Annotated in this window: 18 protein-coding genes and 1 tRNA gene; 9 read left to right on the top strand and 10 right to left on the bottom strand. The window is 66.5% G+C overall.

All coding sequences use genetic code 11. The features are described 5' to 3' along the window. Positions 1 to 61: 61 nt before the first annotated feature. Entirely contained in the window at positions 62 to 1,432 is a 1,371-nt protein-coding gene (gene radA / locus sphst_RS07760; protein WP_031439611.1) for a DNA repair protein RadA, read from the bottom strand. A 124-nt stretch (positions 1,433 to 1,556) separates the two neighbouring features. Between radA and sphst_RS07755 the strand changes: the two genes are divergently transcribed. After that, on the top strand, positions 1,557 to 2,708 hold the full coding sequence (locus sphst_RS07755; RefSeq protein WP_031395274.1) for a glycosyltransferase family 4 protein: 1,152 nt from the start codon (positions 1,557 to 1,559) through the stop codon (positions 2,706 to 2,708). Between the two features lie 37 nt (positions 2,709 to 2,745). Here the strand turns inward: sphst_RS07755 and sphst_RS07750 are convergent, their stop codons facing one another. Both sphst_RS07750 and sphst_RS07745 read right to left on the bottom strand, forming a co-directional pair. Then, on the bottom strand, positions 2,746 to 3,036 hold the full coding sequence (locus tag sphst_RS07750) for a DUF2218 domain-containing protein (RefSeq protein ID WP_031395273.1): 291 nt from the start codon (positions 3,034 to 3,036) through the stop codon (positions 2,746 to 2,748). Then, entirely contained in the window at positions 3,033 to 3,644 is a 612-nt protein-coding gene (locus sphst_RS07745; RefSeq protein ID WP_043157622.1) for a PadR family transcriptional regulator, read from the bottom strand. Before sphst_RS07745 ends, sphst_RS07750 begins: the two co-directional genes overlap by 4 nt. Before the next feature lie 176 nt (positions 3,645 to 3,820). Here sphst_RS07745 and sphst_RS07740 point away from each other — a divergent pair, with 176 nt between their 5' ends. The 3 genes from sphst_RS07740 (at position 3,821) to sphst_RS07730 (ending at position 6,162) form a co-directional block, all read left to right on the top strand. Then, positions 3,821 to 5,140 carry a replication-associated recombination protein A gene (locus sphst_RS07740; protein ID WP_056406173.1) on the top strand — a complete coding sequence of 440 codons (1,320 nt, stop codon included), beginning with the start codon at positions 3,821 to 3,823 and terminating at the stop codon, positions 5,138 to 5,140. 74 nt (positions 5,141 to 5,214) lie between these two features. Continuing rightward, positions 5,215 to 6,069: a hypothetical protein gene (locus sphst_RS07735; protein WP_031396686.1), complete on the top strand. Its 855-nt coding sequence runs from the start codon at positions 5,215 to 5,217 to the stop codon at positions 6,067 to 6,069. A 17-nt stretch (positions 6,070 to 6,086) separates the two neighbouring features. Further along, positions 6,087 to 6,162, top strand: a tRNA-Thr gene (locus sphst_RS07730). 33 nt (positions 6,163 to 6,195) lie between these two features. On the opposite strand, the gene sphst_RS07725 is transcribed toward sphst_RS07730, so the two are convergent. Together sphst_RS07725 and sphst_RS07720 are read right to left on the bottom strand one after the other, a co-directional pair. Then, entirely contained in the window at positions 6,196 to 9,192 is a 2,997-nt protein-coding gene (locus sphst_RS07725; RefSeq protein ID WP_107045373.1) for a glycosyl hydrolase family 28-related protein, read from the bottom strand. Between the two features lie 85 nt (positions 9,193 to 9,277). Further along, positions 9,278 to 9,490: a helix-turn-helix domain-containing protein gene (locus tag sphst_RS07720; protein WP_037529849.1), complete on the bottom strand. Its 213-nt coding sequence runs from the start codon at positions 9,488 to 9,490 to the stop codon at positions 9,278 to 9,280. 366 nt (positions 9,491 to 9,856) lie between these two features. On the opposite strand from sphst_RS07720, the gene sphst_RS07715 reads away from it, so the two are divergent. From sphst_RS07715 to sphst_RS07705, 3 genes are all read left to right on the top strand, one after another. Beyond that, positions 9,857 to 11,203, top strand: coding sequence for a GntP family permease (locus tag sphst_RS07715; protein ID WP_056406171.1), 1,347 nt, complete (start codon positions 9,857 to 9,859; stop codon positions 11,201 to 11,203). Positions 11,204 to 11,242: 39 nt separating this feature from the next. After that, positions 11,243 to 11,920, top strand: coding sequence for a FadR/GntR family transcriptional regulator (locus tag sphst_RS07710; protein ID WP_056406405.1), 678 nt, complete (start codon positions 11,243 to 11,245; stop codon positions 11,918 to 11,920). Between the two features lie 130 nt (positions 11,921 to 12,050). Continuing rightward, positions 12,051 to 15,050 (top strand): TonB-dependent receptor plug domain-containing protein, encoded by a 3,000-nt coding sequence (locus sphst_RS07705; RefSeq protein WP_056406170.1) that lies wholly within the window; start codon positions 12,051 to 12,053, stop codon positions 15,048 to 15,050. A gap of 33 nt (positions 15,051 to 15,083) precedes the next feature. Here the strand turns inward: sphst_RS07705 and sphst_RS07700 are convergent, their stop codons facing one another. The 3 genes from sphst_RS07700 to sphst_RS07690 form a co-directional block, all read right to left on the bottom strand. Continuing rightward, the gene (locus sphst_RS07700; protein ID WP_107045371.1) at positions 15,084 to 16,484 is read right to left on the bottom strand and encodes a methyl-accepting chemotaxis protein; all 1,401 of its coding nucleotides are present in this window, start codon (positions 16,482 to 16,484) and stop codon (positions 15,084 to 15,086) included. 5 nt (positions 16,485 to 16,489) lie between these two features. Continuing rightward, on the bottom strand, positions 16,490 to 17,869 hold the full coding sequence (locus tag sphst_RS07695; RefSeq protein ID WP_051916154.1) for a sensor domain-containing diguanylate cyclase: 1,380 nt from the start codon (positions 17,867 to 17,869) through the stop codon (positions 16,490 to 16,492). Positions 17,870 to 17,991: 122 nt separating this feature from the next. Further along, complete coding sequence (locus sphst_RS07690; RefSeq protein ID WP_234387506.1) at positions 17,992 to 18,486, bottom strand: hypothetical protein; 495 nt, start codon at positions 18,484 to 18,486, stop codon at positions 17,992 to 17,994. A 342-nt stretch (positions 18,487 to 18,828) separates the two neighbouring features. On the opposite strand from sphst_RS07690, the gene rplK reads away from it, so the two are divergent. Next, the gene (rplK, locus tag sphst_RS07685) at positions 18,829 to 19,260 is read left to right on the top strand and encodes a 50S ribosomal protein L11 (RefSeq protein ID WP_031392847.1); all 432 of its coding nucleotides are present in this window, start codon (positions 18,829 to 18,831) and stop codon (positions 19,258 to 19,260) included. A 4-nt stretch (positions 19,261 to 19,264) separates the two neighbouring features. Then, positions 19,265 to 19,957: a 50S ribosomal protein L1 gene (rplA, locus tag sphst_RS07680; protein ID WP_031392846.1), complete on the top strand. Its 693-nt coding sequence runs from the start codon at positions 19,265 to 19,267 to the stop codon at positions 19,955 to 19,957. Positions 19,958 to 20,042: 85 nt separating this feature from the next. On the opposite strand, the gene sphst_RS07675 is transcribed toward rplA, so the two are convergent. Together sphst_RS07675 and sphst_RS07670 are read right to left on the bottom strand one after the other, a co-directional pair. Beyond that, entirely contained in the window at positions 20,043 to 20,897 is an 855-nt protein-coding gene (locus sphst_RS07675; protein WP_031392845.1) for an oxidoreductase, read from the bottom strand. A gap of 95 nt (positions 20,898 to 20,992) precedes the next feature. Then, complete coding sequence (locus tag sphst_RS07670; protein WP_031392844.1) at positions 20,993 to 23,497, bottom strand: PhoX family protein; 2,505 nt, start codon at positions 23,495 to 23,497, stop codon at positions 20,993 to 20,995. Positions 23,498 to 23,879 lie beyond the last annotated feature (382 nt).

The following is a 23,879-nucleotide window of genomic DNA, read 5'->3' as shown; positions in this document are numbered from 1 at the left end:
AACCGCCCGATCATCGCCACCCCGCGGTCGCCCGCCCCGACGCCGGACGCCCCGCCCCGACTTATCCCCGCCCGAGCATGTGGTCGACGAACGCAGCGAGCGTCTTGAACCCCGACAGCCGCATCCCGCTCTTCTCGTCGCTCATCGATGCGGGGACCAGCGCGCGCTCGAACCCCAGCTTGCTCGCTTCCTTCAGCCGTAGCGGACCGTGCGCGACCGGCCGGATCTCGCCCGACAAGGCGACCTCGCCGAACGCGACCGCATCGACCGGTACGGGACGCTCCGCCATCGCCGATATCAGCGCCGCAGCTACCGCGAGATCGGCGGCGGGATCCTGCACTCGGTACCCGCCGGCGATGTTGAGATAGACCTCGGCCGACGAGAAGCTCAGCCCGCACCGCGCCTCGAGCACCGCGAGGATCATCGCCAGCCGCCCCGAATCCCATCCGACGACAGCGCGCCGCGGCGTGGCGCCGCTCGCCAGCCGCACCGTCAGCGCCTGGATCTCGACCAGCACCGGTCGCGTCCCCTCCAGCGCCGGGAACACCGTGGCGCCGGTCATCGCGTCGTCGCGCGTCGTCAGGAACAGCGACGACGGGTTGCCGACCTCCGCCAGCCCCTCGGTCTGCATCGAGAAGACGCCGATCTCGTCGGTGCCGCCGAAGCGGTTCTTGATCGCGCGCAGGATCCGGTACTGATGACTACGCTCGCCTTCAAAGCTCAGCACCGTGTCGACCATATGCTCGAGCACGCGCGGCCCCGCGATGCTGCCGTCCTTCGTCACATGGCCGACCAGCACCACCGCGGTCCCGCGCTCCTTGGCGAACCGGATCAGCTCCTGCGCCGATGCCCGTACCTGGCTGACCGTACCGGGCGCGCCTTCGATCAGGTCGGAATGCATCGTCTGGATCGAGTCGATTACCAGCATCGCCGGCGGTCTTGTCTGCAGCGTCGTCAGGATGTCGCGCGTCGAGGTCGCCGCCGCGAGCTGCACGGGCGCATTGCCGAGCCCGAGACGCCGCGCGCGCAGCCGGACCTGGTCCGCCGCCTCCTCGCCCGAGACATAGGCCACCGACTGGCCCGCAAGCGCCATCTTCGCCGCCGCCTGCAACAGCAAGGTCGACTTGCCGATCCCCGGATCGCCGCCGATCAGCGTCGCCGACCCCTCGACAAAGCCCCCGCCCAGCGCACGGTCGAGCTCGGCGATACCGGTCGCCATCCGGTCCGGCAGCTTGATCTCCGCATCCAGCCCGACGAGCTGGATCGCGCGGCCGCCGGTCTGCAGATTGTGCTTCGAATGAAACGGAGTCGCGGCGGTATTCGCCTCCTCGACCAGCGTGTTCCATTCGTGGCAGTCGGCGCATTGCCCGGCCCAGCGCGATGCGACCGAACCGCACGCCTGACACACATACCGTTTCTGAATTTTCGCCATCGCCGCGGTGTAGCCAGATAGGAACGATAAGGGAACAGCGATCACCCGCGCGGCAAAACGCCACCGCCTCGGCGACGGAGGATTGTCTGGCGCTAACCGACGGGCAACGCTATCCGCCCGAGCGATGCAGCCGACCGACCTCCGCGTGGCCCTGTTTAGCGGCAACTATAATTACGTCCGCGATGGTGCGAACCAGTCGCTGAACCTGCTCGTCGGCCATTTGCTGTCGCGCGGCGTCAAGGTGCGGGTCTATTCGCCCACGGTCGCGGAGCCCGCCTTCCCCGCAATTGGCGATCTGGTCGACGTGCCCGCGATCCCGCTGGTCGGCGGACGCGGCGAATATCGCGCCGCACTCGGGATCACGCCGCGCGTCCGCCGCGACATCGACGCGTTCGCTCCCAATATCGTCCATGTCTCGGCGCCCGAGTTTCTCGGCCATGCCGCGGTCGCCTATGCGCGCAAACGCGACATCGCGACCGTCGCCTCCTTCCACACCCGGTTCGAGACCTATTTTCGCTATTACCGGCTTGGCTTCCTCGAGCCGATCGCAAAGAAGCGGCTGACGCGCTTCTACAACCGCGTGGAAGAGGTCCTGGTGCCCGGGACCAGCATGGCCGAGCTGCTCCGCGGCTGGGGCGTGAAGTCGTCGATCGGCATCTGGTCGCGCGGTATCGATCACGCGCGGTTCGACCCGGCGCGGCGCGACACGGCCTGGCGCCGGTCGCTCGGCATCGCGGACGACGAGATGGTGGTCGGGTTTCTCGGCCGGCTGGTGAAGGAAAAGGGCCTCGACGTCTTTGCCGACGTCGTCACCGAACTGCGCCGCCGGGGCGTGCCGCACCGCGTGGTCGTCGTCGGTCAGGGTCCTGCACGCGACTGGTTCGCGGGCCATGTCCCCGAAGCCGTGTTCGCCGGCTTCCAGTCGGGCGACGCGCTCGGCCGCGCAGTCGCGTCGATGGACGTGTTCTTCAATCCGAGCATCACCGAGACCTTCGGCAACGTGACGCTCGAGGCGATGGCGGCGGGCGTGCCCGTGGTCGCCGCGCGCGCGACCGGCGCGGTCGACCTGATCGAGGACGGCACGACCGGCTTCCTCGTACCACCCACCGATATCGGCGCCTATGCGGATGCGATCGGTCGGATCGTGTCGGATCCCGCGCTGCGGCAGTCGATGGGCGAAGCCGGACACGCCAAGGCCGCGGGCTATCGCTGGGACACGATCAACCAGACGGTACTCGACACCTATCTGGCGGTGACGGCGCGCCGGCACCGATAATCGTCGGAGTAATTGCGGGCGACGCGCACCCGTAAGGTTACGCGTCCACCCAATCGAACGTCAGCGGCGCCTCGCGAAACGCGAACCGGTCGAGATGGCTCGACACCACGTCGCGCATCCGTTCGACATCCCCGCCCTCGGGCACCGTCAGCGCGACGTCGAGCGTCTGGCTGTCCGCGCGCATCTCGAGCACCGCACCACCCGGAAACGCGATACGCCCCTCCTGTTCGGTGAAGCGCACTTCCATCTTGTGGCTCCAGTGCTTGGCGAGCTGCTGAAGATATCGGCTCGCCGACTGCGTCGGCACGCGTGCGACCGACACGCTCACTTCACGCGCTCGATCTTCTGGACGACCTCGTCGATCAGCGCCGCCACCTGGTGCGCCGCCTCTTCCGAAAAGCCGTCGCCGAGCAGCCGGTCCTGCACCGCATGGCGCAGATTGCCCATTGCGCGCCGGATGGGAGCCCGATCCGCGCGTTCGCGGTGCTCGCCGACCGCGGCCAGCCGCGCCATCAACGCCGCGACCTGCTCTGCATTCTCGTCAAGATGCGTGGTGCCGGCCGGCGTGATCGCAAAGCGCTTCTTCGCGCCTTCGGACTGCTGCTCCTCGACCAGCCCCATTTCGTCGAGCAGCGTGATCGTCGGATAGACCACGCCCGGACTCGGCGCATAGGCGCCCCCGGTCAACTCCTCGATCGCGCGGATCAGGTCATAGCCGTGGCGCGGTGAGTCGGCGATCAGCCTGAGCAGGACGAGGCGCAGTTCACCCCCGTCGAACATCCGCCGCTGCCGCCCGCCACCCGGCCGCTCACCCTCACCCGGCCCCCAGGCGAAGGCGAAGCGCCCGCCGCCCCGACCGCCGCCATAGCCGCCGCCCATCGCGGCATGGTGTCCGTCACGATGACCGCATCCGCGGCCGTGCATGTGCATGAACATTCGAATCTCCTGTCGAGCGCATCCCGATACGTGCAAGATATATCTTCAGCTGTGCTTCGCAAGATCTACCAAGATATATCTTTCGCATGTCTTGGGCAGAGGACGCGTGGTCAGACAGCGGAACGCGAGGCTAGGCCCAGGGTGGCAGAGTCGGGCGTATCGACTACATTGCGAGCATGGCCGACCTTTTTGCGGGTTTCGAACCCGCCCCCCCACCCGACGCGCATCCCGAAAACGCACCGCTCGCCGATCGCCTGCGTCCGCGGACGCTCGACGAGGTTGTCGGGCAGGATCACATCACCGGCGCAGGCGGCGCGATCGGGCGCATGGTGGCGGCGGGACGACTGTCGTCGATCATCCTCTGGGGACCGCCCGGCACCGGCAAGACGACGATCGCGCGCCTCCTTGCGGACGCGGTCGATCTGCGGTTCGTCGCGATCTCCGCGGTGTTTTCGGGCGTGGCCGATCTAAAAAAGGCGTTTGCCGAAGCCCGCGACCACGCGCGACTGGGCAAGCGTACGCTGCTCTTCGTCGACGAGATTCACCGCTTCAATCGCGCGCAGCAGGACGGATTTCTTCCCTATGTGGAAGACGGCACGGTGACGCTGGTCGGCGCGACGACGGAAAACCCGTCCTTCGAGCTCAACGCGGCACTGCTCAGCCGTGCGCAGGTACTGATCCTTGAGCGACTGGGCCGCGGTGCGCTCGAGCTGTTGCTGACCCGCGCGGCGACGCTGATGGACCGCCCGCTCCCGCTCACGCCCGAGGCGACCGATGCGCTGATCGCCAGTGCCGATGGCGACGGACGGTTCCTGCTCAACCAGGCCGAGACGCTGTTCTCGGTCGACCTGCCCGAACCGCTCGATCCGGCGGGGTTGTCGAACTTCCTCCAGCGCCGCGTCGCGGTGTACGACAAGGATCGCGAAGGGCATTACAACCTCATCAGCGCGCTGCACAAATCGATCCGCGGCAGCGATCCGCAGGCGGCGCTCTATTATCTCGGACGTATGCTTACCGCGGGCGAGGAACCGCTGTTCCTGCTGCGCCGCCTGACGCGCGCCGCGGTCGAGGATATCGGTCTCGCCGACCCCCAGGCGCTCGTCCAGTGTATCGCCGCCAAGGACACCTATGATTTCCTTGGTAGTCCCGAAGGCGAACTCGCGATCGCCCAGGCCTGTGTCTATCTCGCCACCGCGCCCAAATCGAACGCGGTCTACAAGGCGCAGAAGGCGGCCTGGAAATCGGCGCGCGAGACGGGGTCGCTGATGCCGCCCGCCGCGATCCGCAACGCCCCCACCAAGCTCATGCGCGATATCGGCTATGGCAAGGGCTATGCCTATGACCATGATGCCGAGAACGCCTTTTCGGGGTCGGACTATTGGCCCGACGAGATGACGCCGCAGACCTTCTACGCGCCGACCGACCGCGGGTTCGAGAAGCGTATTGCCGAGCGCCTCGCCTGGTGGGACGAACGCCGGCAGGCCAAGGACGCCTAGCCCCGCATGAACGCCTGTGAGACGACTGGACGGCCCGCGCCCCGCCGGGTCGATGTGTGCTGCGTGCGTCTTCGATGACCCCCGATCACTTCACGCAGTTCGTCGCGATCGACTGGTCCGGCGCGAAAGGACAGCGGCACAAGGGGATCGCCGTTGCGATCTGTGGCCGTGATCACGCCGCCCCGACGCTTGTCCCCGCGCCGGACGGGATCTGGTCACGCCAGGCGGTGCTCGACTGGCTGGTCGCACGCCGCGATTTGCCGTTGCTTGCCGGCTTCGACTTCAGCTTTTCCGCCCCCTTCGTGACCCGTGGTGCGCATCTGCCCGGTGAACCGCCGACCGCCGATGCCCGCGCGCTCTGGGCGATGGTCGACGCGCAGAGCGACGATGCCGATCTCGGCGCGGCATCGTTCATCGAGCGCCGCCGCGGCACGCATTTCTATCTCGGCGCGGCGGACGGGACCAAGGCGGATTTCCTGCACTGGCGTCGGTGCGAGATGCCGGACGACGGCAGCCGCAAACCTTCGACCGTGTATGACGCGATCGGCGCGGCGCAGGTCGCCAAGGCGAGCTTTGCCGGGATGCGCCTGCTGCACCGTCTCGACGGGCGGATCCCGGTCTGGCCGTTCGATGCCCCGCCGCGATCGGGCGCCGCGATCGTCGAAATCTATACCAGCATCGCCGCACGCGCCGCGGGGCGCCCCGTCGGCCGCAGCAAGATGCGCGACGGCGCGACGCTCGACGACGCGCTCGCAGCGCTCGGCTCCGCACCGCACCACCCCCTCGCGCGCTATGACGACCATGCGACCGACGCGATCCTTACCGCAGCCTGGCTCCGCGCCAATGCGAAGAACGCCGATTTCTGGTGTCCTCGAGCGATGACTTCGCTTATTGCTGCAACCGAAGGCTGGACGTTCGGCGTCACCTGACGCATGAGGCGCCCGCTGCCGGTTTAGCTCAGTTGGTAGAGCGCCAGTTTTGTAAACTGGATGTCGCGGGTTCGATTCCTGCAACCGGCACCACTCCTCCACCCGACCGCACCACCACCCGCGCCCTCAGATCGCTGTGGCGTACAGCGCATGGTGGGAGAGAATGAAGAGCGTGTGATTGTCGGGGCCGCCGATCACCAGCTGCAGCGGACGGTCGGGCACGTCGATCCGCCGGACCAGCGCGCCGCCGGCATCGTAGACGAACACCTGCCCATTGGCGACGTAGAGCCGGCCCGAGGCATCGCGGGCGACGCTTTCACCGCCGCGATCGGCCACCGGCTTCAGGTCGGTGACCCTGCCTTGCGCCCCGACCAGGCCGCTATAGGTGCGGTTCTCCGACGCGTTGGTCTGGACGACGCGCTCGCCGGGCCGCGCGGCGACGAAGCCGTTCGCGTTGAGCGTATCCGACCAGCGCCATCCCTGATGATCGTCTGGCCCCTGATTCCACACGCGAAAGGCAGGAAGTGCGAGCGAACCGTCGGGCGACACATAGTGCGCCGCCTTGGCCTCGCCCATCTTCGCCGCGAACAGGTCCGCCATCGTCGGATACTGATAGGTGACGGGATCGATCCGGTCCGCGAATTCGCCGTTTTCCCAGACGTTGACGGGCAGCACGGTGGCGGCATCCCTGTTCGCCGGGCCGGACTCGGCGATCGCGGTCGGCGCGATGACCCGGACATCGGCGGGCTTTGCCGGATCGATGCTGTAGACCGTGGCATCGCGTCCTGCCGACGACAGGACCAGCAGCCGCCCCGATCGATCGACCATCAGATTGACCGGATCGAGCGGTGCCTCCGCGACGATCGAGAGCCCTTCGCGCTTCGACCAGCCATGGATGCGCTGGAAATGGCGGTCGATGAAGTAGAGCTTGCCGTTCGCGTCGACCGCACCGCCGGCGATCGAATAGAAGCCGTCGGCGAGCTTCTCGACCGCCGTCGGAGCCGGAACCCTGGGCGCGGGAGTCGCAGGCACGTCGAGCCGGGCGAATTCGCGCTCGCGGACCTCCTGTCCGCCGGTGATGTCCTTGATCGCGTTTTCGAACGGATATTTGCTCGCCCGCAGAAAGGTGCCGCAGCCCTTGGCATCGCAGCTCGCAAAGCCGCTCTCCGCGTTCACATGCACATTGCGGAAGCGGATATCGCCCGACTCGTAGAGCTTGATCGCCGCATCCATCGGCTTGATCGAGCGGGTGACGCGGTAGCCGTGATAATTGGCGAACAGGATGTTGCGCGAATGGCGGATCTCGGTCGAGATCGCGTCGACGCCGTCGCGAACCTCCTGCTCGGTCTGTGGTGCGAGGAATTCCCAGTTCGCGACATGATCGAGCACGATTTCGGCGCGATAATGATGCTCGGCCGACAATTGGTAGACATGGCCCGGCGTGCTGGTGTTCGACACGTGAAACCCCGCCGATGCCAGCGTGTTGGGGGACCACAAGGCGGCAAAGGTGCCGCCGCCGCCGTCCGTCACCCAGATGCTGGGATATTGCCCGTCGAAGCGCGCCCGCGGATCGCCGAAGCCGATCGGGCTTCCCTTGGTCAGCGCGGTGCCGCCGCCGCCCTGGATCTTGACGTCGTTGACCATCGACGCCTCGCCCGCCTTCCACAGCAATGCGGTCGCGCGCGGGTTGACCCCACCGGTCCACAGCCCCAGCCCGGACACGATCGCATCGCCCCCCTTGGCGCTTTCGATCAGCGCCTTGGGTCCCCCGACCCCCATGAAGGCCGGTGTCGAATCGGCCAGATAGAGATGCGTGAGGCCGGGATGGAGCGCGATCAGCACGGTGTCGGGCCGGAGGCGGATGGTGTCGGTGACCCGGTAGCGCCCGGTCGGGAAATACAGCACGCGGTGCGTGTCGACCGCGCGCTGCAGCGCGGCGGTATCGTCGGTCTCGTCGTCGCCTTTGACGCCGAGATCATGGACATTGGCCCAGTCCTGAACCGGCGGCATGGCCCGGATTGCGCGCGCGGGCCGCGCGGGCGTACGTGCAAGCGGCGTCATCGCGACGTCGGTCGCATAGTCGCCGATCACACCCAGTGCCGGCAGCTTCAGGCCATAGGAGAAATCGCTGACCCGGTAGCGCGCGCCCGATCCCGCCACCGTCTTGCCGCTATCGCGAAACCGCACGAAGACCGGGGTATCGACCGCCACCGCATTGTCGAACCCGATCTGCGTGAAGACGCTGCCCTCGTTCGAGACGACGACGCCGGCGCGCGTCACCTTCTCGAACCGGACGTCCTTCCCCCACAGCGAATCCGAATAGCCGCGATCGATCTCGATACCGACCGGCGTGTCGCGGATGACGACGTTGACCAGCGTCAGATCGACCTCATGCTCGCGGATCGCTGCATCGCGCTGCCCGGAAAATTCCGAATCGAGCAGCGTGAACTGCCAGGCGGGCGACGTCTTTTCCGACATGATGCCATAGCGCCCACCGAAGAAGCGCAGATTCTCGAAGGCATTGCCCGCCTGATAGACGCCCGCCAGCCCCGATCCGATGTGAAAGTCGGCATGCCGCAGATAGCCATGCTGCGCGACACGGAAGCGCACCGCGACCGCGCCCGCATTGCCCGCGCCGATCCGGAAGTCGATGTTCGACAGCGCCGAGTAGAAGGTGCTCGACGTCGCGTCGAAGATGCTCGGATCGAACGGCACGCTGGTCCGCGGCGGCACCGGCGCCTTGCCGACCCGATATTGATCCTCGCCGGTGAAGCTGACCATCGCGGCCACCCCGGATGCGAAGCCTGCACTGTTATCCGCGAGCAGGATCTCGGGCCGGGTCAGTCCCACCCCGAACAGGCGAACCGCCGAGCGGACGAAGATCGTCCGGCTGATCCGGTACCGCCCCGATGGCAGGAAGACGACGCCGCCCTTGCCGCCCGCCGCCGCCGCGTCGATCGCCTGCTGGATCGCGGCGCTGTCATCGGCACGACCATCGCCGACACCGCGGACCGTGATCGCCCGCGGATCGGCCGGCGCGGTGTGATAGACCGACGTCGTCCCGGCGAACGCCGGGGTCGCGAGCAGCAGCAGCGCTGTGCCCGCCAGCCATTTCACGTCCATCATTCATCTCTCCGTGAGTGCCGCCCGGGTGCCGGCCTAACGAAGGCCGCTGATCGCTTCAGGCGCGACAAAGGTCGTAGTCCGGTCAGGCCGCCTGCAGCATGAGCGTATGCGCGAGCACCGCGACCTGCGTGCGGTTGCGCACGTTGAGCTTGCGCATCAACGCCGTCATGTGCGCCTTCACGGTCGCTTCCGCTATGCCGAGATCGAAGGCGATCTGCTTGTTGAGCAATCCCGAATGCACCCCGCGCAGGACCTTGATCTGCGTCGGCGTCAGCCGCGGCAGCGGCGCGCGCATCGCCAGCGCCTGGCCCGCGTTCGAGATCGCGTTCGAGGTCGTGGGGGCGTGCTGGATTTGCCGTGCGGTCTGGGCAGTCCCGTCCATGGTCATCCTCCTCTGCTGTCGGCTTTTCACGCCCCGGTCGATCGCCGCGGTCAAAGGCTTCTCAGTGCCCGCCCACCCATCTCTCTTGCGGAGTCGGTTGGACAGGTCCTCACTATGCCTCCGCATTTTCGCGGTGATCAAGCCTTTTCGGTGTCGTCAGACAGAAACCTGTCCTACAGCTGTCACCAAACCGACAGGCGAACGCGTCGTCGGATCATTGGGAGTGATGTCGATGATGCAGTCACAGCGCGGTCGCATGCGAACGAACGGCACCCATCCGTGATCGGCGGCGACCTGAGGCTCGTGATCGCGGCGCTGGCGGGGATCGCGCTGGCCGTCGTGATGATCGTCCGCGGCCGGCTGCATCCCTTTATCGGCCTGTTGTGCGGCGCGTTCACCGTCGGGCTGCTGGCCGGCCTGCCGCTGCCCGACGTCGCCAAGGCGGTGCAGAAGGGTGTCGGCGACATCATCGGCGGGACCGGGCTGGTCGTCGCGCTCGGCCTGTCGCTTGGCGCGATGCTTCATCTGTCGGGGGCCGCGGCGTCGCTCGCCCGCGGTGCGCTGCAGATGACCGGCGCACGCGCCGCCCCCTGGGCAACGCTGGGCATTGCGATCGTCGTCGGCCTGCCGCTGTTCTTCGAAACCGGGCTCGTCCTTTTGCTGCCGATCGTCGTCGCCGCCGCGGAGGAAATGACGGGCGAGGACGGCCCGGTACGGGATGCCGCCAAGCTCCGGCTGATCATGCCCGCGCTGGCGGGGCTCGGCGTCGTCCATGCGCTCGTCCCGCCGCATCCCGGCCCGTTGCTCGCGGTCGAGGCGCTGGGCGCGGATCTGGGGCGGACGATGCTGTACGGCATCCTGATCGCGATCCCCACCGCGGTGATCGCGGGTCCGCTGCTGGCGAAGATCACGACGCGCGGCGTCCGGCTTGCGTCACCGGTTGCGACCGATGCCGGGCTCGCCATCACACCGCCGCCGCAGCTCTGGTCGCTGCTGATCGTGCTGCTGCCGGTGCTGATGATCGCGACCGGTGAGCTGGGGCAGATGATGCCCGCGCTGAAGGGGGCGGGCTGGCTCGTCGCGGCGAGCAACCCGGTCGTCGCGCTGCTGCTGACCAACCTCGTCGCGCTGCCGCTGCTGTTCGGGCGACGGCTGCGCGAGGCGGCGATCCAGGACGCGGTGTGGCATGAAACGATGGGCGCGGCGGGGGCGATCCTGCTGGCGATCGGCGCGGGCGGCGCACTGAAACAGGTGCTGGTGACCGCCGGGCTGTCCGACCTGCTCGCGCGGACGGTGCTGATGTACGCAATCTCCCCGCTGCTGCTGGGCTGGCTCGTCGCGGTCGCGATCCGGCTCGCGGCGGGGTCGGCGACGGTCGCGACGATCACCGCGGTCGGGATCATGCCCGGCGTCGTTGCGAACTCGGGCGTCTCCCCCGAACTCGTCGTGCTCGCGATCGGCGCGGGCTCGGTCTTCTTCAGCCATGTCAACGATCCCGGCTTCTGGCTGGTTAAGAGCTATGTCGGCACGAGCACTGCCGACACCTTCCGCACCTGGTCGCTGCTCGAGACCGCGATCTCGGTGGTCGGCCTCGTCCTCGTCCTGGCGCTGAGCTATGTCGTCTGAGATGGGACAGGATGCGGTGACGAGAGGGGGCGGGTGCTCGTGAGCGAGGGGCGGCTGGCGGATCGCGCCTATACCGCGATCGTGCGGATCATCACCGATGACGAACTCGCGATCGGCGACCGGCTGCCATCGGAGGCGAAGCTCGCGGCGATGTTCGGCATGTCCCGGACGATCGTCCGCGAGGCGCTGGCCCGGCTTGCTTCGGACGGCATCACCCAGGCACGGCTTGGCGCGGGCTCCTATGTCAAGCGGCGGCCGTCCGCGCGGCTCGGCACGCACATGCCGATGGATGCGCTCGCCGCGACGCTCGGCACCTATGAGGTCCGCTTCGTGCTGGAGGCGGAGGCGGCGCGGCTGGCGGCACAGCGACGCTCGGACGAACAGCTTGCGGCGATCGAGCAGGCGCTGGAGGCGTTGCGCGCGGCATTGCTGTCGAACGCCCCGGCGCATGACGAGGACTGGCTGCTCCACCGCGCGATCGTCGAGGCGACCGCCAACGCGGCGTTCCTGCCGGTGTTCGAGCATCTCCAGGATGCGGTGATGCGGATCCTGCGCGCCGGTGTGGACATATCGCGATCGCGCGCGCCGGAGGTGATCGGCGCGATGATGGACGAGCATGACGCGATCGTCGAGGCGATCCGGGCGCAGGACGCGGACGGTGCCGCGCTGGCGATGCGCTGGCATTTGTCGCAGGGCCGCAAGCGTCTCATGCCCTGATTGCCCCCCGAACGTTGCGACGATGGTCGTAGATGTTCCCCCCGCCGGTCCACGATAGGATCGCCGCATAACGGATTGCGGACCCGGACCGGACAGACGGTCTGGGCCATGACCGAAAGGGGATGGGATCATGGCGAAGGCCAGGCACGACCGAGATTTTGCCGCACGCATCGGCGGCACCGCGACCGGGATGATGGTGTCGGCGATCGCGCTGATCGGGACACCCGTTCTCGCCCAGACCGCCCCCCCGGCCCCGCCCCCGACCGTGACGCCGGCGCCGCCGCTTGCCGAGGACAGCCCGCCGCCGGCGTCCGCGGCCGACATCGTCGTCACCGGCACGCGCATCACCACCAGCGGGTTCAACGCGCCGACGCCGACGACCGTGATCGGCGAGGAACAGATTCTCAAAAATGCCCAGCCGAACATCTTCAACGCGATCGCGCAGTTGCCGTCGCTGCAAGGCTCGACCGGCGCGGCGACCGGCACGTTCAGCACGTCGAGCGGAACGCAGGGGCTCAGCTCGTTTTCGCTGCGGGGTCTTGGACCGATCCGGACGCTGACCCTGCTCGACGGGCAACGCGTCGTCGGCGCGAACGTGACGGGCGTTCCGGACATCAGCATGTTCCCGCAGCTGCTCGTCAAGCGCGTCGACGTCGTCACGGGCGGTGCGTCCGCCTCCTATGGCTCGGACGCGGTCGGCGGCGTGGTGAACTTCATCACCGACACGCGGTTCACCGGGTTCAAGGGCAATATCCAGGGCGGCATCACCAATTACGGCGACGATCAGCAGGCGCTGGTCCAGGCGGCGTTCGGCAAATCGCTGCTGGGCGACCGGCTGCACCTGATCGTCAGCGCCGAATATGATCATGAGGACGGCGTCGGGCCCGGCGATTTCGGCACCGATCTCGCCAAGGGGCGCGACTGGTACCGCGCGACGACTTTGGTCAATACCGGCCAGGCGAACAACGGCCTGCCGCAGTTCAACTATCGCGACTATGCCCAGCCCTATCAATATGCGCGGTTCGGGCTGATCAACAACGGCCCCTTGCAGGGGATCGCGTTCGACCAGAATGGCGCGCCGTTCAACTTCAACTACGGGTCGAACGGCCGCCCGACCGGAACGGGTGGCGTGACCGGCTGCTTCCCCGGCAACAGCTTCTGCGTCGGCGGCGACCTGTCGGGTGCGCCGGGGTCGGGCGCGTCGCTCAAGTCCTCACTCGAACGCCTCAATGGCTTTACCCGCGTCGGTTTCGACTTTGCCGAGAACAACGAAGCCTATGTCACCGTCAACCTCGCGCAGGTGAAGACGAGCAACCAACCGAGCCCGGGCTATAACCGCCCCAGTCTGACCGTGCAGTGCGCCAATCCGTATCTGCCGCAGCTGATCCGCGATCGCTGCGCGACCGCCGGGATCACGCAGTTCGGCTTCGGCACGAGCAACGGCAATTTCCCCGATCCGCTGGTGCAGACCGACCGCCGCCAATACCGGTTCGTGGGCGGGCTTAAGGGGCGGTTCGATCTGGCCGGCACCGACTGGAATTACGACGGCTATTACGAACATGGCATCACGATCGCGCATATCGATGTCGAGAACACCGTGTTGCAGAACCGCTATGTCGCGGCTGCCAACGCGATCACGCTGAACGGCGCGATCGTCTGCGCCGACGCCGCCGCTCGCGCTGCCGGGTGTCAGCCGATCAACATCTTCGGCGGGTCGCCCCCCTCCGCCGCGGCGCTCGCCTATGTCACGCCGGTCAACGGACCGTTGCAGCGCACTAAGCTGACGCAGGACGTCGCCAGCCTCAACTTCTCGGGCGAGCCGCTCGGCCTGTGGGCGGGGCCGCTCGCGGTCGCGTTCGGCGGCGAATATCGGCGGGAATATTACCGCGTCCACGGCGATCCCTATGGCGCCGGGGTCACGGCGCTCAGCCCCAACAGCGCCGACTATCCCGCGGACCCGCTGCTGAATTCGACGCTGGGCAGCAACTGGGCGGCGGGCAACTACAAGAACGGTGGCGGCAAATACGAGGTCTATGAAGGCTTTCTCGAGCTGAACCTGCCGCTGTTCAAGGGCGACGCGATCGGCCGCGCGAACCTGAACGGCGCGGGCCGCGTCACGCATTACAGCACGTCGGGGACGATCTGGGCATGGAAGATCGGCGGCACCTGGGAGACGCCGCTCGACGGCATCCGCCTGCGCGCAGTGACGTCGCGCGACGTTCGCGCGCCCAATTTGTCCGAACTGTTCGCCGCGCCGACCGTCACGACTTTGCCCAACTTCACCAACCCCTTCCCCCCCGGCGGCGGCGTCCAGGCGTTCCAGAACACCATCGGCAATCCGGACCTGAAGCCCGAGATCGCGCGCAATACCGAAGCCGGCATCGTCCTGTCACACCCGTCCTGGCTGCCCGGGCTCGGCCTGTCGTTCGACTATTACAGCATCAAGCTCGACGGCGTGATCTCGACGCTGTCGGCCGACCAGATCGTGCGCTTCTGCTTCGAGGGCAATCAGGCGTTCTGCGGCGGCTTCGTGCTGAACAGCCCGACCCAAGGCGGCAACTTCATCAACGTCCAACCGTTCAACCTCGCCTCGTGGAAGACCAGCGGGTTCGACATCGAGGCGAGCTACCAGTGGAAGCAGCCGCTCGGCCTGCCGGGCAATTTCACCCTCCGCGCGCTCGGCACCAATGTTCGCGAGTTCCTAGTGAAGGCGGGCATCGCCGGTGTCGCGACGGTCGACCAGGCGGGCGCCAACAATGGTGCGACACCCGACTGGAAATGGCTCGCTACGCAGAGCTACGACAATGACCTCTTCAGCCTGACGTTGCAGGAACGCTGGTTCTCCGACGGCAATTTCGGCAACCAGTATGTCGTGTGCACGACCGCCTGCCCCGCTTCGACCGCCAATAACCCGACGATCGATTACAACACGATGAAAGGCGCCTTCTACGTCGATCTCGGCGGGTCGGTGAACCTGTCCAAACAGGTCAGTCTGTTCTTCAAGGTCGACAACCTGTTCGATCACGATCCCGAACCCGCGCCGCAGACTAATACCGGCCTCGACGTGAACCCCGCGCTCTACGACACGCTCGGCCGCATCTACCGCCTCGGCATGCGAGCCCGCTTCTAGACCGGGACCCGCCCCCGACCCGGCTGGTCGATCCTACCAGCTCGGCCGGGTCAGCGCGGTGATCGCGGAGGCGGGCAGCCGCCGGGTATCGCTCGCCAGCGTATAATGGTCGCGTCCGCCCGTTGCCGGCTGCGCCGCCGAGGCCGGTGCCGCCTGCCGGGCCCCGCCGCCATTGACGACGAAGCGTTGCGCGTGCTGCGCGAGCAGCTGGACCTCCTGCGCGAGCTGCCGCGCCGCGGCGGACGTCTGCTCGACCATCGCCGCGTTCTTCTGCGTCGCCTGGTCCATGCTGCCGACCGCGGCGCTCACCTCGGTGATCGCGAGGGCCTGCGCCTGGTTGTCGGTCGCGATCTGCCGCGAAATATCCGCCGCCTCACGCCCCGAGGCGACGATCCCCGACAGTGCCTGATCGACCAGTTGCACCGCGTCGACCGCCGCTCCGATATCGACCTGCGTCACGGTCAGCTGGTTACGCGCGCGCTTGGCCTCTTCCTCGGCGCGCATCGCCAGCGCGGACACCAGATCGGCGACCACCGCAAAGCCTCGTCCGGCATCGCCTGCGCGTCCCGCCTCGACCGCCGCGTTCATCGCTAGGACGCGGGTCTGGAACGCGATCTTGTCGAGTCCCTCGATGACGCTGTCGATCCCCTTGGCGCTATCGCTGACGCGCTCCATCGCCTGGACCGCTGTGTCGGTCTTGTGGCGTCCATGATCGAGCGCGCTCAGCGCCTGCTCGGAGGTCGCCACCGACCGCGTCGCGCCCTGCGCGGTATCCTTTAGGCGATTGTCCATCTGATGGATCGCCGCCGACGTCTCCTCCAGGCTCGCCGCGGTGCTCTCGGTTCGCCGCGCCAGATCCTCGGACGCCTGCGCAATCTCGCCCGAGCCGATCTGGATCCTGGAGGCGCCCTGCGCGACCGAGCGGATCAGGTCGCGCAAGCTGGCAAGCGCGATATTGAAGTTCGCTTTCAGGTCCTCGTAGATCGCCGGATAGTCCTCGGTGATGTCGACAGTCAGATTGCCCTCGGCCACCTGCTTGAAATTCTGCGCCATGCGGTTGACCACATCGGCGTTGCGCGACGCCTCGACGTTCAGTGCAATCTGCACCCGCGCATTCTCCTGGAACGTTCCCATCGCCTTGGTCATGCGGCCGACGCAGTCGCGAAAGTTCGTGAACTCGATCGGGCTTTCGAGATCACCCGCGGCCAGCGCCTCCATACGAACGACGGTGGTGACATAGGGCACCGCGATCATCTCGCGATAGGTATAGCCGAGCCCAACCGCGATCAGCGTTGCCGCGACGCCCGCGCCGATCAGCGCGGTGCCCTTAAGGACCAATCCCGCAATCGCGGTGCAGGCGACCAGAACGACGAAACTGGAAAAGGCGATCAGCAGTTTCAGGCGGATAGGCGCGTCGGCTTTGAACCATAGCATTCGGGTTATCCTTTGGGAGAGATCGAGCGGGAAAGTGGGGCGCGGGACGACGGCGTCGCGGACCCCCTCGGGTGGATGGCGCGGTCGTCGCACACGGTGTTGCGGCCGGCTTCCTTGGCCCGGTAGAGCGCACGGTCCGCGCGCTCGACGAGATCATCGGCGAGGACGTCGGCGCTGCGGTGATCCCGGCTGAGCGATGCGTGACCCACGCTGACGGTCAGCACCGGGCGTGTCCCGTCCTGATGGTCGACGCGCAACGTCTCGACCGCCGCACGGATCGTTTCCGCCGCGGTCGCCGCAACATCGGCACCGGCACTGGGCAGCAGCACCGCAAATTCCTCGCCGCCGAAACGCGCGACCAGATCGTTGGCGCGCCGCACCGCCGACCGGATGGCGGTCGCGACGATCCGCAGGCACGCATCGCCCTGCTGATGACCATGGGTATCGTTGAAACGCTTGAAATGATCGATGTCGATGAGGATCAGCGACAGGTCGTCACCCGACCGGATCACGCGGCGTACCTCCTCCGCCAGCGTCCGGTTGAACCGTCGCCGATTGGCGAGCTGGGTCAGCGCGTCGCTGAACGCGTGATGCGCGTTTTCGAGGCGCAGCTCGACCGATTCGGTGATGTCGGTCGCGATCTTGACGATCCGTGTCGGCTTGCCGCACGCGTCAAGGATGGGGTTGTAGCTGGCCTGCAGCCAGATCGGCCGCCCGTCCCGCCCGATCCGGCGGAATTCGGAGCGTATGAACTCCCCCTCGCGCAGCCGTTCCCAGAATCGCTCATATCTGGGATCACAGGCGTCCTCGGGGGTCACGAACATGCGGTGATGCCGACCGCGAATGTCGGTCTCGGTATAGCCGGTGATTGCGAGATAGAGCGGATTGGCGGACAGGATCGTCCCGTCGAGCGCGAATTCGATCATCGCGGTCGATCGCGAGATCGCCTCGATCATCTTGAGTTTGTCCGCGGCATGCTGATGCTCATGCGTGATATCGTTGGCGAGCTTGAACACGCGCTGCGGGACGCCGTTGCTGTTCAGCACCGGCATATAGGTCGCCTGCAACCAGACTTCGCGACCATCCTTGGCGACGCTGCCGAACTCGGTCTGGATCAGCCGCCCCTTGCGCAGCGTGTTCCAGACGGTCGCATAGTCCGCCGCCCCCGCCGCGGTCAGCCGGACGAAGCTGCTATGATGGCCGCCGATCAGGTCCTGCGCCTCGCGACCGAAAATGCGCAGATAGCGATCATTGACCGCCAGCACCTCGCCTTCCATCGAGAATTGCACCGTTGGGATCGAACGTGCCAGCGCGTCGACGACGAACGGGGCGTTCGCCATATCCCATCTGCCGCCGCCGTCCGCGACGTTGATCATCGTATCCATGCCGAAACTCTCGGAGTGACGGGCGTGCAACGACACGTCCGGCCTCCATTATAGGCCGGCACCATGGGGCCCCGGGCGTGTCGGCACTTTTTTGGCGCGGTCCGCGCTACGAACCGTGCGGCCTAGCGCGAGACGGCGCGCCCGGCGATCATGCAGAGGATACAGCCAGACCCGATGAGCATGCCGGGGAGGAACAGCATCGCTGCGGCGATATGGGGCATGTCCCGGTAGAGAAGATAATGCGGCCGGTCGGACACATAGATGCTGAACCCGCAGACGATCAGCGCCGTTGCCAGGCAAATCATGGCAAGCGAAACCTTGGGAACGGCGTCCCCGACATGCTCCTCGTCATGCTTCGACGGCCGCATCAGGATCACCGACAGGGCATAGGTTGCGGATATTCCAAAGATAATTCCGACGATAAGTATCGTCACCGGCCGATCAAGTATAAGCGAGCATGCCAATATGAATCCAAGCGGGATCATTAAACCAAGCGCTAGCCCGAGCGCCATTGTAAGGAATCTCAATGTTCCGCTGTCATGATCAAAGGCCGCTCTCATGGCTGTCCTAATCTCTCCTCGTGCAGGACTTGCCACATTTACTGTGTTTTCGCTCATGATTTAGATCATCTTGTACGAATAACTTGAAATTTGCTGATCTGCATCATTGCGATGAAGGTGGAGACTTTCGGACTGCAATCGGTTGCATACTTGGCGTCGGCCGTTGCTGTGACCGCCTGGGTAGTCCCGACGCCTGGGAATGGCGGGCGCCTGCGCAGCAATAGCCACTGGTCGGTGCATGGGCTTGCACGAGCGGCACGCCTCGGCTATGCGCGCCAGCTTCCAACATCTGATGATGGAACCTGCGGGAGACGCGCGTCGAGCGTGCGTCGTTCGTACCGCTAGACTCGAAACCGGGCTGTACGCGCTTATGCGGGCGGCCCCTATCAAGAGAGTGACATGGCTAAAAAGATTACCGGATACATCAAGCTGCAGGTCCCTGCAGGCGAGGCAAAGCCCGCGCCGCCGATCGGGCCTGCGTTGGGTCAGCGCGGCGTGAACATCATGGAGTTCTGCAAGGCGTTCAACGCCGGCACGAGCGAACTGAAGAAGGGCATGCCGATCCCGACCGTCATCACGGTCTATGCGGATCGTTCGTTCTCGTTCGAGACGAAGACCCCGCCGGCATCGTACCTGATCAAGGAGGCCGCCGGTCTCAAGTCGGGTTCGAAGGAGCCGGGCAAGGTCGTCGCTGGCAAGATCAAGCGCTCGCAGCTGAGCGAGATCGCCACGACGAAGATGAAGGACCTCAACGCCAACGATATCGACGCTGCGACGAAGATCATCGAAGGCAGCGCCCGCGCAATGGGCCTCGAAGTGGTGGAGGGCTGATATCATGGCAAAGCTGACCAAGAAGCAGAAGGCCGTCACGGTCGACACCGTCAAGCTTCACGCAATTGACGAAGCGATCGCGCTCGCACGCTTGGGCGCCACGTCGAAGTTCGACGAGACGATCGAAGTCGCGCTGAACCTGGGCGTCGATCCGCGTCACGCAGACCAGATGGTCCGCGGCGTGGTGACGCTGCCCAAGGGCACCGGCAAGACCGTCCGCGTCGGCGTGTTCGCCCGCGGCGCGAAGGCTGAAGAGGCCCTCGCAGCAGGCGCAGACGTCGTCGGCGCGGAAGACCTGATGGAAACCATCCAGGGTGGCACGATCGATTTCGATCGCTGCATCGCGACCCCGGACATGATGGGCATCGTCGGTCGTCTCGGTAAGGTGCTGGGTCCCAAGGGCCTGATGCCGAACCCGAAGCTCGGCACGGTGACGATGAACGTCGCGCAGGCGGTCAAGGACGCCAAGGGCGGCCAGATCGAATACCGCGTCGAGAAGGCCGGCATCATCCACTCGGGCATCGGCAAGGCGTCGTTCCCGGCAGAAGACCTGCGCGCGAACTTCGACGCGCTGGTCGACGCCGTGGTCAAGGCCAAGCCGTCGGGCGCGAAGGGCAAGTATGTCCGCAAGATCGCGGTTTCGAGCACCATGGGTGCCGGGATCAAGGTCGACACGACGGAAGTCGCCGGCGCCTGATCGGCGTTCGCGCTTTCGAGTGTTAGGAAAGGGGCCGGGAGAGCGATCTCCCGGCCCCTTTTTGCGTCACGGCCGCCTGATGCGCTCAGGTCGCCTCGGCTGGAAAGTCTGCACCCAGGCTGATGTCGCGCGCCGCCTCAATCGCGGCGAGCCGTTCACGCAGCTTTGCGGTCACGGCCTCATAGCCGAACGCTCCGAGCACCAGATGGCGCGGCGGCACGTCCTGGCCGACCGCGGCGATGATCGCCTCACCTGCCCGGACCGGATCCCCGGCCTGTGCCCCGCTGACGTCCTTCGTTCCCGCCATCCGGGCGCCCGCGGTATCGGCATAATCGGCAATCTGGCTTGGCGTCTGGCGCAGTGATCGCCCCGCCCAGTCCGTGCGGAAAGGGCCCGGCTCGACACAGGTCACGCCGATGCCAAGTGGCCCGACCTCGGCGAGCAGTGCGTCGGACCAACCCTCGACCGCATGCTTCGATGCTGCATAATAGCCCGATCCCGGAAACCCGATGAGCCCGGCGACCGAGGTGAAGTTGACGATGTTGCCGCTGCCCTGCGCGCGCATGATCGGCAGGACCGCGCGGGTGATCGCGAACAGTCCGAACACATTGGTGTCGAACTGGGAACGAATCTCGGCCTCGTCCCCCTCTTCGGCGGTCGCCTGATAGCCATAGCCAGCATTGTTCACGAGCACGTCGATTTGGCCGAACTTCGCCTTGGCGGCCGCCACCGCCGCCTCGACCTGCGCCTGGTCGTTGACGTCGAGCGCAAGGGCAAGCGCGGTGTCGTCATGGCCCTCGACAAGATCGGCTACGCGGTCGGCATCGCGTGCGGTGACGACGGCGCGCCACCCGCGATCGAGCACCAGCCTCGCGAGATCGCGGCCGAAGCCGGTGGAGCAACCCGTGATGAACCAGACGGGCGATGCGGGGAGAGTCATGGACGAACCTTTCCGGATACGCTGGATACGCGTTCGCAGGAGGTAACGCCGAAAGCCGGGGACGGGTCCGTTGTGCGACCCGCCCCCTGCCCTGCTTACAGCCCGATGATACCGCCATCGTTCTTGGTGATGACGATCGTCGACGAACGCGGACGCGACGGGGTCGCAACCGCGCCGGCCTGGTTCGCGGGCCAGCTGCTGGTGATGTTGGTGGGACCACCATTCTCACCGGGATGCTGGATGTTGACGAACAGCGAGCGGCCATCCGGGGTCGAGTGGATGCCGGTGATCTCACATTCCTTCGGCCCGACCAGGAAGCGCCGCAGCGTCGTGGCCGGTGCCTTGCCGATCCGCGTCGTGACCGTGTTGCTGGTCCCGCCGAGCGTGCTCGTCACGGCGCGCGTGCCACCGTCGCCGACACGGCCCGGGATCGCCGCGAGCAGCATGCAGTTGGTGACGTCGGTATAGGCGCCGTCATCGGTCTCGATCCACATCACCGGCGTGACGTTGCCGGTCGGATTGCTCGGCAGGCCGAACCACAGGCCATCGGGCGACGAGAAGTCGTTGGTCGCGTCGAGCCCCGACAGGTTGATGTTGGTCGCATCAAGATCGCTGCCCGCACCGAATGCGTAGATGTCCCACGTAAAGGCGGTCGCCTCCGACGTGTCGCCGGTCTCGCGCAGACGGATGACATGGCCGTTGGCGTTGCCCGTGGTCTGGCCACCGGTGGTCTTGGGATCGGTATAGGCCCGCGGGTTCGACGCATCGACATTCGCCGCAGTGCGCGACGAGTTGTTGGTCAGCGTGCAGTACATCTCGCCCGTCGCCGGGTTCACCGCGGTCCATTCGGGACGATCCATCTTGGTCGCGCCCAGCACGTCGCCCGCCAAACGCGCATTGATCAGCACATCGGCCTGATCCGCAAACGGATAGGTCGTGTTGGCGCTGGTCAGCGGCCCCTGACCGAACACCAGCGGCAGCCACTGGCCCGAACCGTCGGCGTTGAGCTTGGCGACATAGAGCGTGCCCGAGTCGAGATATTTGTCGCCGATCGCGAGCCGGTTGGTCGCGGTCGCGTCTGCCGCCGACCAGGGCGTGGCGGACACGAACTTGTAGATATATTCGTTCTGCGCATCGTCGCCCATGTAGAAGGCCGGCTTGACGCCCGCGATCGTCCGGCCGATCTCGCAACCCTCATGGTTCATGCGGCCGAGCGCGGTGCGCTTGCGCGGGGTCGAAGCGGGATCGAACGGATCGATCTCGACCACCCAGCCATATTGGAACGCCTCGTTACGGAAATCGCCGGTGGCGTCGGCCGCGGCGGTCGTGGTGACGTTCCAGCGCGCATAGAGCGTGTTGGCGGAATCGGCCGGCACGACCGAGGCCCAGCCGTAATTGCCGTTGAAGGTGGTGGCGTTGGCGGTCTCGCGGATGCCGTAGCGGGCGAGCGAGACATTCTGCTTGGCGGTCGACCCGCCGCGTGCGGCGACGTCACCGAACTGGCGACGGAAATAGCCCGCCCAATTCTCCTCGTTGGTCAGATAGGTGTGCCACGGCATCGTGCCGTTCGCGCAATTGTTGATCGTCCCGCGGCCCGCTGTGCCGTCGGTCGAATAGCGCGTCCTGAGCAGCGCATTGCCGCGGACCGGACCACTGAAGCTCATCGGCGTCAGCGGCGTGATACGGCGGTTGAGCGCCGAGGCCGGGACATAGCTCCAGGCGGTGGCCGACCGGCTGATCTCGATCACCGAGACGCCGTGGCATTCCATCTCCTTCAGCGCCTCGGACTCGGGGCGGACACCGCCCGCGCCGATCGCGCCGCCAGTGCTGGTCGCGCCGTTGGGGTGCAGATAGGCCTGGGTGATATTCTCGTGGTTGAGCACGAGCAGGCCGCGCGTGTTGCCGTTGGCGTCGGGGGTGCTGCCGGTCGCGGCCAGCCCGAAATAGCTCATGCCGTCGTGATGATCGCCCGCACGGCGTGCGAAGTTTGTATCGCTGCCGTCATTGGCATAGGCGCCGACACCGCTCGCGATCGGATCGCCCAGGCGGTAGAGCACGGTGACACTGTAGCCGGCCGGCACCGCGACGACGTCGGCAAGGCTCTTGGGGACTGCGGTGAAGTCGAGCCGCGCCGGGCTGACGGTGACGCTGGTCGAGGTCTCGCTGCGGATGCCGTCGGTGCTGGTGCCGGTGAAGGTGAAGGTGAGCGTGGTGTCGGCAGCGACGCTGGGTGCGGTGAAGGTCGCGGTCGCGGTGTTCGCGTTGGCGAGCGTCACGGCCGGGCCGCCGGTCTGGGCCCAGGCGACACCCGTCGCGCTGCCCGACGCTACCGTGCCCGTCAGCGTGACCGTCTTGCCTGCCGAGGTCGCGCCCGATGCACCGGCCTGCACGGTGACCGCACGCCGCGGATCATCCTCGTCGCACCCTGCGAGCAACATGCCGCCGAACACCGCGGCGGTCGCGGCGGACAGGCCACCCATCAGTGTCTGGCGACGGGAATAGCGCACCGCGATCAGATCGTTCAGATGCGGATTGGCGCTGGTGTTCGTGTCGATATCGCCATCGTGATAGGCCATCGTCATGTTCGTCGGAATTTTCATACGTCCCCCCGGGATCGGCCGATCTGACCGCTGGACTGAGCTTTGGCCGGGTAAAGCGGCAGTGCGGTGAAGGAACGGAGACACCTTCGCGTCAGTCGCGTGACGGTTCCGCGACACGCACCGGACCGCATCTGGGCGATTGACTTCGCGACCGATTCGGCTATGCGGCGGCTTCGTTCGGCGGGTCTGCCTGCCGAACTCCGTCCGAGACAGTGGGTGCACCGGGTTTGCCGGCGCTTAATCTCCCACCTAGACGGGGAATGAGATTTTGCGGAGCGCTCCGGCGCCTGCCCTCTCCCATGCCCCATCGACGAGACACCCGGAAGCGCGGGCTTGTCTGCGCCTCCGGTTAGTAACCGGGTCCACCGTGCAAATGGTGAAC

The organism is Sphingomonas sp. STIS6.2 (assembly GCF_000732685.2).
In the GTDB taxonomy this organism is placed as follows: domain Bacteria; phylum Pseudomonadota; class Alphaproteobacteria; order Sphingomonadales; family Sphingomonadaceae; genus Sphingomonas; species Sphingomonas aerolata.
Note: the sequence above shows the minus strand (reverse complement) of the source record. Positions and strands in the feature narration are given on the sequence as shown.

Coding starts and splice junctions, on each gene's coding strand:
- sphst_RS07735 (WP_031396686.1), top strand. CDS start 5,215: ATGACCCCCGATCACTTCACGCAGTTCGTCGCGATCGACTGGTCCGGC.
- radA (WP_031439611.1), bottom strand. CDS start 1,432: ATGGCGAAAATTCAGAAACGGTATGTGTGTCAGGCGTGCGGTTCGGTC.
- sphst_RS07740 (WP_056406173.1), top strand. CDS start 3,821: ATGGCCGACCTTTTTGCGGGTTTCGAACCCGCCCCCCCACCCGACGCG.
- sphst_RS07705 (WP_056406170.1), top strand. CDS start 12,051: ATGGCGAAGGCCAGGCACGACCGAGATTTTGCCGCACGCATCGGCGGC.
- sphst_RS07690 (WP_234387506.1), bottom strand. CDS start 18,486: ATGAGCGAAAACACAGTAAATGTGGCAAGTCCTGCACGAGGAGAGATT.
- sphst_RS07720 (WP_037529849.1), bottom strand. CDS start 9,490: ATGCGCGCGCCGCTGCCGCGGCTGACGCCGACGCAGATCAAGGTCCTG.
- sphst_RS07745 (WP_043157622.1), bottom strand. CDS start 3,644: ATGTTCATGCACATGCACGGCCGCGGATGCGGTCATCGTGACGGACAC.
- sphst_RS07700 (WP_107045371.1), bottom strand. CDS start 16,484: ATGCTATGGTTCAAAGCCGACGCGCCTATCCGCCTGAAACTGCTGATC.
- sphst_RS07725 (WP_107045373.1), bottom strand. CDS start 9,192: ATGGACGTGAAATGGCTGGCGGGCACAGCGCTGCTGCTGCTCGCGACC.
- sphst_RS07675 (WP_031392845.1), bottom strand. CDS start 20,897: ATGACTCTCCCCGCATCGCCCGTCTGGTTCATCACGGGTTGCTCCACC.
- rplA (WP_031392846.1), top strand. CDS start 19,265: ATGGCAAAGCTGACCAAGAAGCAGAAGGCCGTCACGGTCGACACCGTC.
- sphst_RS07755 (WP_031395274.1), top strand. CDS start 1,557: ATGCAGCCGACCGACCTCCGCGTGGCCCTGTTTAGCGGCAACTATAAT.
- rplK (WP_031392847.1), top strand. CDS start 18,829: ATGGCTAAAAAGATTACCGGATACATCAAGCTGCAGGTCCCTGCAGGC.
- sphst_RS07670 (WP_031392844.1), bottom strand. CDS start 23,497: ATGAAAATTCCGACGAACATGACGATGGCCTATCACGATGGCGATATC.
- sphst_RS07695 (WP_051916154.1), bottom strand. CDS start 17,869: ATGGATACGATGATCAACGTCGCGGACGGCGGCGGCAGATGGGATATG.